A 13,032-nucleotide genomic window follows, 5' to 3' on the forward strand; every position below is an offset into this window, starting at 1 on the left:
ATATTTGTAATGATTATAATTTAGGTTCCTATGAAAAACCTTCTCACCAATATCTGGCAGTTTTATGCCGATGGTTTCCGGAGTATGACTTTGGGACGCACCTTGTGGTTTATAATTGCAATCAAGCTGTTTATCATGTTTTTTATCCTGCGTCTTTTCTTTTTTCCCAATTACTTGAACAAAGTTGCCGGCGATGGAGATAAGGAAGGGTTTGTCAGCCGCGAACTGATTATGCGGGCAGATGGAGAATAACAGGCGATGCCTGACGGGTAATATTTCAAATTTATCACTAAATATTTAACTCTCATGCTTGAAAACATTGACACTTCTCTGATTGACTGGTCGAGAGCGCAATTTGCCTTGACCGCTATCTATCATTGGATTTTCGTGCCGCTTACTTTAGGGCTGGCGGTGATTATGGGCATCATGGAAACGATGTACTACCGTACGGGCGACGGGTTTTGGAAACATGCCGCCAAGTTCTGGATGAAACTATTCGGCATCAACTTTGCCATAGGTGTTGCCACGGGGTTGATTTTGGAGTTCGAGTTCGGTACGAATTGGAGCAATTACAGTTGGTTTGTAGGCGACATTTTCGGCGCGCCGCTTGCCATTGAAGGGATTTTGGCATTCTTTATGGAAGCCACGTTCATAGCCGTGATGTTTTTCGGCTGGGACAAGGTTAGCAAACGTTTCCATTTGGCTTCCACTTGGCTGACGGGATTGGGAGCCACGCTCTCCGCCTGGTGGATTTTGGTGGCTAACGCCTGGATGCAGAATCCGGTAGGGATGGAGTTCAATCCCGATACGGCCCGCAATGAAATGGTGGATTTTTGGGCGGTTGCCACATCGCCGATGGCAGTCAATAAATTTTTCCACAGCGTGTTGTCCGGCTGGGTGCTGGCTGCGGTGTTTGTGACAGGAGTGAGCTGTTGGTATTTATGGAAGAACAGGGAGAAGAAGTTTGCTGTGTCCAGCATAAAGATAGCTGCTTGGGTAGGGCTGTTTGCCGCTGTGCTTTCCGCATGGACGGGCGACGGTTCCGGCTATCAGGTGGCGCAGAAACAACCCATGAAACTGGCTGCCATGGAAGGCTATTATCAGGGGCAGGAAGGAGCCGGACTGGTGGCTTTCGGCATTCTTAATCCCGGTAAGAAAACGGCGGATGACGGAAAAGATGCTTTCCTCTTCCGCATGGAAATTCCCAAGTTCCTTTCACTGCTTGCCGAACGTGACGCGAAGGCTTTCGTGCCGGGCATTAATGACCTGCTGAAGGGCGGCTATCCGCTGAAAGACGGTAGTATGGCACTCTCCGCCCAAGAAAAGATTGAAAAGGGGAAGAAGGCTATCGGCGCTTTCTCCGCTTATCGTGCCGCCAAAGCAGCGGGCAACGATGCCGATGCCCGAATGGCAGCTGCTGTGCTGAAGGAGAATGTGGCGTATTTCGGTTATGGTTATATCAAAGATGTGAATGAGCTGGTGCCTAACGTACCGCTTACGTTCTATATGTTCCGCGTGATGGTGATGTTGGGCGGTTACTTTATCCTTTTCTTTATTGCCGTGCTCTTTTTTGCTTATAAGAAAGATTTATCGCAGATGCGTTGGATGCACTGGGTGGCAATGCTGACCATTCCGTTGGGCTATCTTGCCGGACAGGCGGGGTGGGTGGTTGCCGAGTGTGGACGTCAGCCGTGGGCCATTCAGGACATGCTACCCACCGGTGCGGCTGTCTCCAGGCTTGATGTCGGTTCTGTGCAAACCACTTTCTTCATTTTCCTTGTATTGTTCACTGTGATGCTGGTTGCAGAAGCGGGCATCATGCTGAAAGCGATACGGAAAGGACCGGAGAGGGATTTATGATTTATAATCCGCATACATCTGAAATCATGAAATCGTAATTCACAATTCATAATTCACAATTCATAATTCACAATTCCAAAATGATTTATACTTTTCTTCAACAATATTGGTGGTTTATAGTATCCTTGTTGGGAGCCATCCTTGTTTTCCTGCTTTTTGTGCAGGGAGGTAACTCATTGATATTCTGTCTGGGCAAGACGGAAGAGCAACGTAAGATGATAATCAATTCTACGGGGCGCAAATGGGAGTTTACGTTTACTACGCTCGTAACGTTCGGCGGTGCGTTTTTTGCATCGTTCCCGTTGTTTTACAGCACGAGTTTCGGCGGAGCATATTGGCTGTGGATGATTATCCTCTTTACGTTCGTGTTGCAGGCTGTCAGCTACGAGTTCCAGTCGAAAGCGGGCAATCTGTTGGGCAAGACTGCGTATCGCATCTTTTTGGTGATAAACGGAGTAGTAGGTCCTTTGCTGCTGGGCGGTGCGGTGGCAACGTTTTTTACAGGGTCGGCATTCTATGTCGACAAGGGTAATATTGCGGATATGGCGATGCCGGTCATCAGCAGCTGGGCGAATGCCGGACATGGTCTGGATGCGCTGCTCAATCCTTGGAACGTAGTGCTGGGACTTGCCGTGTTTTTCCTTGCCCGCGTTCTCGGCGTACTTTACTTTATCAATAATATCAACGATGCGGATTTGGTGCAGCGTTGCCGCCGTGCATTGTGGGGCAATACAGGACTGTTTCTTGTGTTCTTCCTGGCATTTGTCATCCGTACGCTGGTTGCCGAGGGTTATGCGGTAAATCCGGAAACAGGAGAGGTGTTTATGGAGCCTTATAAGTATCTGACGAATTTCATTGAGTTGCCGATAGTGCTGGTTGTATTCCTTACCGGCGTGCTGGCGGTGCTTTGGGGCATTGTCCGCACGGTGTGGAAGCCGGCGTTCGACAAAGGTATATGGTTTGCCGGTGCAGGCACGGTACTTACGGTGCTGTCGCTGTTGCTTGTGGCAGGTTATAACAATACCGCTTATTATCCCTCTACCGTCGACTTGCAGAGTTCGCTTACGCTGGCAAACAGTTGCTCCAGCCAGTTCACGCTACGGGTAATGGCTTACGTGTCCGTACTGGTTCCTTTCGTGCTTGCATACATTTTCTACGCTTGGCGCAGCATCGACAAGAAGAAGATAGATGCAGGGGAAATGCAGGAAGAAGGGGGACATGCTTATTAAGGCTGCCGGCTTCGGAAGTTTACCGCTCCTGTTTCCGGTAGCGTTATGTTGAGGCTCGGATGAAAAAGACCAGGTGTATATCAAAATTTTGTCAGCACTTTGATATACACCCGGTCTTTTTTCTGTTTCTCATTTTCCCTTATTCGGAATATATGCTTTTCCTCAATGCGGGAAAACAGGTCGTTTTCCTTTTTTCTCTACAGATTACTTCTTTTTGAATGTCATTTCGTCATAATACTCCGTATCTTTATCCTTGTATTGAACTACGAGTACTGCCGTGTTTTCATTCAGTGTCTTGATAACTACTTCATCACTGTCGTTGTCATCGTAAGTGAGTTTCAGTTTGTTTCCGGAGACGCTCCAAGTGAATGGGTCGGTAGAGTTATCATACTCATCCTTATACGTTCCGGTTCCGTCTTTTTTGAACGTGTAGACTTCATCGGTATAGGCTTCATCCCATTCTTCTTTTTCACCATCGTAAATTTCATACCCTTTATTCCAGGTAGACTGCCACGTACCGATGATGAGTGTCTTGGCATCGCCTGCAATGCCTTCATCGTCATCATCGCTACAAGAGGTAAAACCTACGCACAATGCCATCACCATGCACGACAGCCAAAATTTCAGTTCAAATTTCTTCATGTTTACTCTATTTTTTAAGTTAATATTAAAACGGTGCAAAGATAGCTGATGCATGGAAGAGCGGATGGGGAAGTGTGTGACAGGTGCTTCTACAGAAGTGTAGTGTTTTTTTCTACATTGCGTTTGTCTTCGGCTGTGGCGGAAGATACAGGGTAGTCCGTTGCCAAAGGGGATTCCGATGCCAACTCGGCGGAATAGCAGCCGAAAAAGTCACGGTTCAATATGTGGCAGATGCGCATCAGCAGGTCGGTGTCTATGCTTTGCCGTTTGAATATAGAGTACACGTTGGTGCGGTCGCAATACAATTTCCTTGCAAACCAGACAACGGAACGTTCCTGGCGGTGCAATTCATCTTCTATGAGTTGTCCGATGTGTACCATATCGTATGCGTGGCGACAATAAAAAAAGGCGGAACCATTCGTTACTTATCTTATTCCTGAGGCACCGCCAAGCACCCGACCATTTCGACAAGTACGAACAGTTCACGCCCGAAAGCGTGAACCTTCGCTTACTTATTCTCAATGGTCTTTCAAATTGGCGGTTTTCAGGATCGAGAACAAGAGCTAAAGCTCAATATTTAATAAGTATAAGAATGGAAACGCTTTTCCTGAATCCTATAAATTATGTTCATTTAATAGTTTATGCTTTTTTCGGCTTTCTGTTTTAATATCTTAGTTTGTATACTGTTTGCATGCAAATGTAGTGAATATTCCTTTGCTGCGCACCATCATGTAGCATTTATTTTAAGAAGAGCGCACAGCTTTTGCATTTAGGGGAGTTAGAGGAGTTATCACTTCGTCTCGCTTCGTCAGTAGTTAAAGAAGTTATAGCCGATACTCTTTTGTATGACATTGTTACAAAAGTATCGGCTTTAACTCTTATGCCGACTTGGCGGCTGAAAACTCCTTTTAACTCCTCTAACTCCTTAAAATAAATGCTACATGCTTCGGATTACAGACAACCTGTACCGGTTTTCAGGAATATCATTTCCCTGCTTCCGCATTCTTAATCATCTGTTCGCTGGCATACATGAATATTACCACGCGTCGGTTTTGGTCGGCAGAGAGACTTTCGTCGTATTGATTATATCCCACGCCTTCCACTTGCTTGAATTGCGAAGGAGACACACCGCAGCTCTGCAGGTAATTCTCTACGGCATAGGCGCGGTTTTTGGAAACCTTCATGTTGGCTTCGTACGTGCCTACCTTGTCGGTATGCCCTATGATGGCGATATCCGTGGTGGGGTCTTCTTTCAGGATTTTGGCAAGGTCGCGCAAGGAAGCTTTCGCATCGTTGCTCAGCGTGGAGGAGTTGAAGGCAAACAGAATGCCGGAGTCGAATGTCACCTTGACGGCATCCAGGTTGTTGGCATCTTTCACCACTTCCACCTGTGCGCCCTCAATCTTGGCGGCTTCGGCAGCTTTTTTATCCATTTTATGGCCGATTGCCACACCGGCACCCGTACCTACCGCCGCACCTACCGCTGCGCCGATGGCTGCGCCTTTGCCTTTGCCGAACAATCCGCCCAGAATAGCTCCCGCCGCTGCGCCCGAACCGCCGCCAATGATACCGCCTTTTGCCTTATTGTTCATTGTGGCGCAACTACCCAGTAGTATGGCGCCGCTCAGCAGGAATGCTGCAAATTTCATCTTTTTCATACTTTTTATTTTTAAATTGGTTCAAGTTTTACTGATTCAAGTTTATGTATATAATACATCTGCCGGTATCAAAATGTTTACCGTTGCAGCTTTTTTAAGAGAATCAGAACCTGTTTTTGTGTTATTTGTAATTCAGGAAATTCTCTTGCATCAATTTTCCTGCCTGCCATACGGCACGCACGTTCAGTTCCTTATCCATGATGAGGATGTCGGCATCCTTATCTTTCTGCAAAGAACCTTTGCGCGCGGAGACTCCCATGATACGCGCCGGAGTCTCGGAAGCCATGCGCAGGGCATCGCCCAACGGGATGCCGGCTTGGACCATGGTACGCACCAGCACATCCATAGTGGCGATGCTGCCTGCCAGCGAAGAGCGGTCGGCAAGCTTGCACACGCCGTCTTCGATGATATAGCGCGGGTCATTGGTCTCTTTGCCTTCGGTGGCGGCACAAGAGAGGGCGTCCGTGACGAGACATGTGTGTTCCACACCTTTCAGCTTATATGCCAGACGCAAGATGGTAGACGGCAGATGGATGCCGTCGGCAATGAGTTCGATGGTCATGCCATCGGTCAGGTAGACGCTCTCCACGGTACCTTCGTACTTGTATTCGCGGCGCTTGTGAAAGCCCGGCATGGCGTTGTAGAAGTGTGCGGCATGGCTAAATCCGGCTTCATAGGCGGCACGGATGCCTTCATATTCGGCTTCGGTGTGCGATACTGCTGCCAATATGCCTTTTTTACGCAGGTATCCGGCAAACTCCAGTGCTCCGGGCAGTTCGGGAGAGGCGTCCCAGCGGCGGATGCAGTGTGTGCTTTCCACAAGTTCGCGGTATTCTTGCGGGACAATCTCCTTTACTTGACCGGCAAACTGTTCACCTGCCATTTTGGGATTGAGGTAAGGACCTTCGATGTGCAATCCCAGTACGGGGCTGTCCGGTTCTGCCATAAGTTGCTCGCATACACGGACAGCTTGATGCAGTTTGCCGAACGGGGAGGACGAAACGGTAGGGTAGAAACTCGTTGCACCATGACCGAGATGCGCATGGATGATACTGCGGAACGCTTCTTCGGTACACTCGTTGAAGTCGTGTCCGCCACCGCCGTGTGCGTGCATGCACACGAACCCCGGTACGATATACATGCCTTTGGCATCGATGAGCCGCGCACCGATAAGTGCGAGGTCGCAATTGGTCACTTCAAGGATTTTTCCGTCGCGTATCAGGACAGAACCTTCATTCAGCCAGCCTTGCGGAGTGAATATGCGTCCGTTGATGATTTGAGTAAGCATTTTCAGATTTTGATTTAAGATTTATAAATTTGGATTTCAATGTTGTGCTTTCTGGTTTATCGTCTTCTCCGTCTCCGGCGGTGGCGTTGTTTTTGCCGGTACTTGCGTATCTTGCCGTATACCAGCCACACGAACAGTATCCCGAATACGGAGAATATCAGCAGTACAATGCCGGTATTGAGGTTATCGCCTTTCACGCGGCTCCACATTTCGAGTACGAGTTCGGTGCGGTCGCCGAAGTCGCGTATCATGGCACAGCGTTCCACAATCCGGCGGTCGGGATATTGCACGGGATTTATTTGCAGACTGTCGGCACCTGTGCCTTCGCCAAAGAAATAGCTGAGGTCGGAACGTATGCCGATGGTGGTATCCCGTTTGGCTTCCATGATTTCCGGGGTGGCAACGGCACTGACGTAGCCTATGGCATCCATGTTTCGCAGGGCGATTTCGGCACGGCACAGGTAGTTGATGAAGTAGGCGGCGGCACGGGGATTGCGCGCATAACGGGGGATTACCCAACCGTCATACCAAATATTGCTGCCCTCTTGCGGCACCACGTAATCCAGGTCCACACCTACCGCTTCGGCTTCTTCAATGGCCCATACGGCATCACCGCTCCAGGTAAGGTTGAACCACGTCTTGTTCTTGGTCATCATTTCCTTGCCGAAGTCGGCTTCCCAACCGGAAATGTTGGGCTTCATGGCTTTCAGATACTTCTCGGCAAGGGCTATTGCTTCGGGGGAATTGTCGTTCATCAGTTGCTCCACGCTGACGGTGCTGTCGGCAAGTTGCCGGGCATGGGCATAGATGATAGCCGTGCCGTAAGCGTCGCGGTAGCTGTCTTTCATCAGGATTTTGCCTTTGTTCTTAGGATTCCAAAGGCATTGCCAGCTGCCGGCTTCTTCCGTGGTGACGAAACTCCGGTTGTAGAGGATTCCGGCGGTTCCCCACATGTAGGGCACGGCATAGTCGGTAGTGGTACGTCCCGGTTGGCTGGTTTTGTTCAGCTCCTGGCGGATGTAGGGGGAAATGTTGGGAAGATAGTCCGGAGTATTGCCGAAGTCGCGTCCGATAGGCAGAAGAAGGTCTTTCTTCAGCATGCGCTCAATGATGTATTCCGACGGGCACACGACATCGAAATCCTCATGCCCGCGTTCTATCTTGGTGAGCATGATTTCATTGATGTCGAACACTTGGTAGATGATGCGGATTTCTTCTCCCGTCTGCTGCTTGTACCATTCGGGAAATTCGGCGAGGACATCTTCGTCGATGTAGTCCGCCCAGTTGTACACTTTCAGCACGTGGCTGCGTTCTTCGCCCGAATCCTTGCACGAAGCGGCTGTGAGGACGAGACAGAGGAGAAGGAACAGGTTTTTCAATCTTTTCATTTTTCTTTTTTTGTTCGGCAGGTTAGTCATGCTATGCTTTCGGCTTGCAGGGCGGATTTAATTTTTCCGTGCACGCTCCGCCCGTTTGTTGATGACAATCAGCAGCACCAGCACGGTCACGAAAATAATCGTGGAGAGCGGACGCAGTTCCGGTGTCAGTCCGCCTTTGCGTGCATCGGCATAGATGTAGGTGGAGAGCGTTTCCAGCCCTTCGTTTCCGATGGTGAATATGGTTACCGCAAAATCATCGATGGAGAGCGTGAAGGCAAGGATAAATCCGCTTATCATGCCCGGCAATATCTCCGGCAGGATGACCTTTCGCAACGCCTGAAACGGGGTGGCACCGAGGTCGAGAGCTGCTTCGTAGACGTTTTGGTTCATCTTCTTCAGGCGGGGCATTACGCTCAGCACCACGTAGGGAGTACAGAAAGCGATGTGCGCCAATACCACTGTGGCAAAGCCCTGCGAGATGCCGAAACTGACGAACAGCAGGAACAGCGATACGCCTGTGATGATGTCGGCGTTCATCATCGGTATGGCGTTGGCGAAGTTCATCACCTGGCGTGTGCGCGTGCGCAGGTTGAAGATGCCGATGGCGGCGATGCTACCCAAAGCCGTGCTGGCGGTGGCGGCAAGCATGGCTATGGCGAAAGTGTTCCAGATGGCGTTCATCAGCGAGTGGTGCATGCCGCCCGTGAAGAGCGAACTGTAGAGCCGGGTGGAAAATCCCGTCCAGTTGCCCAGTACCTTTGCTTCGGTGAACGAGAATACCATGATGATAAGTATAGGCGAGTAGAGCAGCGCCAGCAGCAGCCACAGGTAGCCTTTGGCAAGAACACGTGTCATCATATCACACCTCCGCTTTCATTGGATGCGCTGTCTTCCTCGTTGGTGAAGAGGATGGTGACGCCTATCAGCAAGAGCATGATGAGCGACAGTGCCGCACCGTAGTTCCACATTCCGTTGTATATGTTCTCCTGCACCGTGGTGCCGAACAGTTTGATGTTGTTCATCGTCAGCAACTCGGCTATGGCGAAGGTGCTGACTGTAGGCATGAACACCATGACGATGCCGCTCATGATGCCCGGCATGGAGAGGGGCAAGATGACCTTGCCGAACACTTGCAGGGGATGGGCGCCGAGGTCTTGCGCGGCTTCGATGAGGTTGTGGTCCATCTTCTGCAAGGTGTTGTATATGGGATAAATCATGAACGGCAGGAAGTTGTAGACCATGCCGAATACGAGTGCGCCTTCGCCCAGCGGCAGGTTCAGGAAGTCGAACAGCGCTACGGTGGCAAGCGTGCGTATCAGTATGTTCACCCACATGGGCAGGATAAACAGCACCACCATGGTCTGCGAGGTGTTGAACTGCCTCTGGCTGAGGATGTATGCCGCCGGATAGCCCAGCAGCAGGCAGGCAAGCGTGGTGATGATGGCTATGCCGATGGAGTAGATGAAGGTGTTCATCGCTTCCGGGTGCATCATGAACTTGCGGAAGTTGGCAAGGGTAAACGTTCCCTCGGCATTTGTGAAGGCATACAACACAATGAGCAATAGCGGCACTATCACGAATATCAGCAAAAACAGCGCGTAGGGCAGAGTCCAGTTGCGCCGCCGCATAAAGAAATTGGGCAATGACATCATTTTCCGGTGATTGGTGATTAATGATTAACCGTTATTTTTATCTTCTCCGGTGCAATCCGTATTCCCACCCGGTCTCCATCGTCCCATACGTCATTGGTGTCTACGAAGATATCTTCGTCCCAGTCGGTAAACACGGTGAGGTGGTAATGGTTTCCTTTGTAAAGGATGAATTTCACTTCACCCGTCAGCCTGCCATCCTCCTCGTTGTCTTCAAGGATGACGTCGCGGAAGTCTACTTCCACTTTCACGGGCGTTTCCGGCAGGATGCCGTGCACCGGGCTGCACTCGAAGCTACAACCTAAGAATTCCACGTGGTTTTCGTCCAGCAGTTTCCCCTCGAACGTGTTGCAAGTGCGCTCTTTCTTCATCACATGGATGTCGAAAGGCTTCACTAACAATCCCACCTCGCGGCCCGCCTCGAAGCAGTGGTAATCCTGCACCATCAGTTCGTAGCCTTCGCGGGTCTGTACCAGCATTTCGTAGTGCACGCCTTTGAAGATGGAACTTGTCACGGTTCCTGTCAGTTGCGCCGCATCCGAAGGCTCGAAGATGTATATGTCTTCCGGACGGATTACGACGTCCACCTGTGTCTGCTGTCCGAATCCCGTGTCCACGCAATCGAACTCATGCCCGCAGAAAGAGACGAGTTGGTCGTGCACCATGACACCGTTCAGGATGTTGCTTTCGCCGATGAAGTCTGCCACGAAAGAGTTGATAGGTTCGTTGTATATATCTATCGGCGTGCCTGTCTGCTGTATTTTGCCTTCGCTCATCACGACAATGGTATCGCTCAGCGTGAGGGCTTCTTCCTGGTCGTGGGTGACGTATATGAAGGTGATGCCCAACTTTTGGTGCATCTCTTTCAGCTCCATCTGCATGTCCTTGCGCATCTTGAGGTCCAATGCGGCAAGCGGCTCGTCGAGGAGCAGCACTTCCGGCTCGTTGACGATGGCGCGGGCTATGGCGACACGCTGTTGCTGTCCGCCGGAGAGAGAGTCCACGTCGCGGTCTTCATAGTCGGTCATTCCCACCATGCGGAGCGCCTGCTTCACCTTCTTCTCGATAGTGGCGGCGGGCATCTTCTTCAACTTAAGCCCGAAAGCGATGTTGTTGAATACGTTGAGGTGGGGGAACAGGGCGTATTTCTGGAATACGGTGTTCACCGGACGGCGATGGGGCGGTGTCTGTGTGATGTCTTGCCCGGCAATGGTTATCACTCCTTCCGAGGCGGTCTGGAAACCCGCAATCAGACGCAGCAATGTCGTCTTTCCGCAACCGGACGGTCCCAGTATCGTTACAAACTCGCCCTTACGGACAGACAAATTCACATCATTCAGTACGGCCTTGTCTCCGAAGAACTTCGATACGTGTTCTACACCGATGATGCAGTCGGACTTTTGCATAAGCGTTTCTTACTTTATCCAAACGAATTAAACAAATTTCTGCCGGATATACAGCCGGGCAATAAAAAGCGTTGCAAAGGTACATATTTTCTTGAAAACTTTAAGAGCCTGTTGGAATTTTGTTCGGCATCGGTCACGGCTTTTTCATTGAGGGGAGTTAGAGGAGTTAAAAGGAGTTATCACTTCGCATCGCTTCGTCAGGAGTTCGTTAAAGGAGTTAGAACCGATACTCTTGTGTATGACATCGTTACAGAGGTATCGGCTTTAACTACCAAGCCGACTTGGCGGCTGATAACTCCTTATAATCCTCTAACTCCTGTAAATGAAAAAAACGTGGATTGATGAATTATAAGTTGCGGGCAATGCACCTATACTTGCAAATAAGTCATAACTTTGTAGTCTGTAATATCGGATTTCCTGAAAGCGGATTATCGCATCGTAAACGCTGATGATTGATTGTCCGACATCTGCTTAAAAATAATTACTCGAAAATAATTACTCGGTATGGAAAAGAAAATCGTACTTATCACAGGTGCCTCTTCGGGAATAGGAGAGGGCTGTGCGCGCAAGTTTGCCATGAATGGGCACCGCCTGATTCTCAATGGGCGGAATGTGGAGAAACTGGTTGCCGTAAAACGGGAACTGGAAGTGGAGTATCATGCGGACGTATGTCTGCTTCCTTTCGATGTACGTGACCGCCGGGCTGCGAAAGCCGCCCTCGACTCGCTTCCTGAAGCATGGAAGGCGATAGATGTGCTGATTAACAATGCCGGATTGGTGATAGGTGTTGACAAGGAGCACGAAGGCGATTTGGACGAATGGGACGTTGTGCTTGATACCAATGTAAAATCTTTGCTCGCCATGACGCGCCTTGTCGTTCCCGGAATGGTGGAACGCGGACGTGGGCACGTCATCAATATGGGCTCCATTGCAGGCGATTATGCCTATCCGGGCGGTAGTGTGTATTGCGCCAGCAAGGCGGCAGTGAAGGCATTGTCCGATGGGTTGCGCATTGACCTCGTGGATACTCCCGTGCGGGTGACGAACATCAAACCCGGTCTGGTGGAAACGAACTTCTCCGTAGTGCGTTTCCGTGGAGACAAGGCTGCTGCCGATAATGTATACAAAGGCATCCGTCCGCTTACGGGCGACGATATTGCCGAAGTGGTGTACTTTGCAGCTACCGTCCCCGGGCATATACAGGTGGCGGAAGTGCTGGTGATGCCTGCTAACCAGGCTACAGGTACGATTGTCAGCCGGAAGTAAGTGCCGTTTGTCCGGCATGGGACGAAGAAGCTTCTTTCCTTCGGATGCAAGGGGGAGAGGCTTTTTTTGTTTCGTGCCGGCTGCCGGCGGTTGGGTTGCTCATCTTGCTTTCGAGGTTCCCGAAGAAGAAACTTCCAACGAGTGGTTTGAACCGGTGACGGACGAGGAGTATGATAAACTTGAATAGTTGTAAAGTCCTACTTTGGAGTTGCAGAGTGGCACTTCAGGATTACAGAGTGGCACTTTACGAAACGATACGTATATGGCATGCAAAACATGCAAACATGCAGAAATGCGGCGCATCTTTTTTCTCACACACACACGTTCGTACATAATAATGTGATTTGTTGCATAGCCCGCTATGCTCTTGATTAAAACAGGAAAGCATCTTCGGAAAGGATGCTCAAAAGGGTATGCTGAAATCAAAAAAATAAAAGATGTTTTGAGCGGAGTTAATGGCGGGCACAATTTAAACCGGTCCTTGCTTTAAGTGTTTTTTTTGTTATGATTATCTGCATGACTTTCCAATTATCCTCCTGCCATGCTTATGGGAAATCGATGACAATTTATTAACCGTAAGTATGGCACTCTCGCGGCTTAAATGAAAGAATTGTAGGCGGCAAGATATATAATATTATAATATGCTGATATTTTG

12 protein-coding genes and 1 pseudogene are annotated in these 13,032 nt (G+C 49.7%); 5 read left to right on the forward strand and 8 right to left on the reverse strand.

Going from position 1 to position 13,032, the window contains the following annotated elements; genetic code table 11:
- The first annotated feature begins 30 nt into the window (after window positions 1–30).
- The 3 genes from QZ327_RS13145 (at window position 31) to QZ327_RS13155 (ending at window position 3,089) form a co-directional block, all read left to right on the forward strand.
- A complete protein-coding gene (locus tag QZ327_RS13145) occupies window positions 31–252 on the forward strand; it encodes a DUF4492 domain-containing protein (RefSeq protein WP_294620011.1) in 222 nt (73 codons plus the stop codon).
- Window positions 253–306: 54 nt separating this feature from the next.
- Window positions 307–1,860, forward strand: a complete 1,554-nt coding sequence (locus QZ327_RS13150) for a cytochrome ubiquinol oxidase subunit I (RefSeq protein ID WP_294620013.1) — start codon at window positions 307–309, stop codon at window positions 1,858–1,860.
- 80 nt (window positions 1,861–1,940) lie between these two features.
- Entirely contained in the window at window positions 1,941–3,089 is a 1,149-nt protein-coding gene (locus QZ327_RS13155) for a cytochrome d ubiquinol oxidase subunit II (protein ID WP_294620015.1), read from the forward strand.
- A gap of 204 nt (window positions 3,090–3,293) precedes the next feature.
- On the opposite strand, the gene QZ327_RS13160 is transcribed toward QZ327_RS13155, so the two are convergent.
- The 8 genes from QZ327_RS13160 to potA all read right to left on the reverse strand — a co-directional run bounded on the left by QZ327_RS13160 (window position 3,294) and on the right by potA (window position 11,111).
- Entirely contained in the window at window positions 3,294–3,731 is a 438-nt protein-coding gene (locus QZ327_RS13160; RefSeq protein WP_294620017.1) for a lipocalin family protein, read from the reverse strand.
- Window positions 3,732–3,820: 89 nt separating this feature from the next.
- A complete protein-coding gene (locus tag QZ327_RS13165; protein WP_294620019.1) occupies window positions 3,821–4,111 on the reverse strand; it encodes a hypothetical protein in 291 nt (96 codons plus the stop codon).
- A gap of 603 nt (window positions 4,112–4,714) precedes the next feature.
- The gene (locus QZ327_RS13170) at window positions 4,715–5,389 is read right to left on the reverse strand and encodes an OmpA family protein (RefSeq protein WP_294620020.1); all 675 of its coding nucleotides are present in this window, start codon (window positions 5,387–5,389) and stop codon (window positions 4,715–4,717) included.
- A gap of 121 nt (window positions 5,390–5,510) precedes the next feature.
- Window positions 5,511–6,677 carry an N-acetylglucosamine-6-phosphate deacetylase gene (gene nagA / locus QZ327_RS13175; protein ID WP_294620021.1) on the reverse strand — a complete coding sequence of 389 codons (1,167 nt, stop codon included), beginning with the start codon at window positions 6,675–6,677 and terminating at the stop codon, window positions 5,511–5,513.
- A 56-nt stretch (window positions 6,678–6,733) separates the two neighbouring features.
- Window positions 6,734–8,065, reverse strand: a complete 1,332-nt coding sequence (locus tag QZ327_RS13180; RefSeq protein WP_294620022.1) for an ABC transporter substrate-binding protein — start codon at window positions 8,063–8,065, stop codon at window positions 6,734–6,736.
- A 57-nt stretch (window positions 8,066–8,122) separates the two neighbouring features.
- Complete coding sequence (locus QZ327_RS13185; RefSeq protein ID WP_294620024.1) at window positions 8,123–8,914, reverse strand: ABC transporter permease; 792 nt, start codon at window positions 8,912–8,914, stop codon at window positions 8,123–8,125.
- Window positions 8,911–9,684, reverse strand: coding sequence for an ABC transporter permease (locus tag QZ327_RS13190; protein ID WP_294620030.1), 774 nt, complete (start codon window positions 9,682–9,684; stop codon window positions 8,911–8,913). Before QZ327_RS13190 ends, QZ327_RS13185 begins: the two co-directional genes overlap by 4 nt.
- A 41-nt stretch (window positions 9,685–9,725) precedes the next feature.
- Window positions 9,726–11,111: a polyamine ABC transporter ATP-binding protein gene (gene potA / locus QZ327_RS13195; RefSeq protein ID WP_294620026.1), complete on the reverse strand. Its 1,386-nt coding sequence runs from the start codon at window positions 11,109–11,111 to the stop codon at window positions 9,726–9,728.
- Window positions 11,112–11,615: 504 nt separating this feature from the next.
- Between potA and QZ327_RS13200 the strand changes: the two genes are divergently transcribed.
- On the forward strand, window positions 11,616–12,377 hold the full coding sequence (locus QZ327_RS13200) for an SDR family oxidoreductase (protein ID WP_294620028.1): 762 nt from the start codon (window positions 11,616–11,618) through the stop codon (window positions 12,375–12,377).
- Window positions 12,378–12,456: 79 nt separating this feature from the next.
- Window positions 12,457–12,564: pseudogene (locus QZ327_RS13205) on the forward strand (gamma-carboxymuconolactone decarboxylase); the annotation flags it as partial.
- Between the last annotated feature and the right edge of the window lie 468 nt (window positions 12,565–13,032).

This window comes from uncultured Bacteroides sp., assembly GCF_910578895.1.
Taxonomy (GTDB): domain Bacteria; phylum Bacteroidota; class Bacteroidia; order Bacteroidales; family Bacteroidaceae; genus Bacteroides.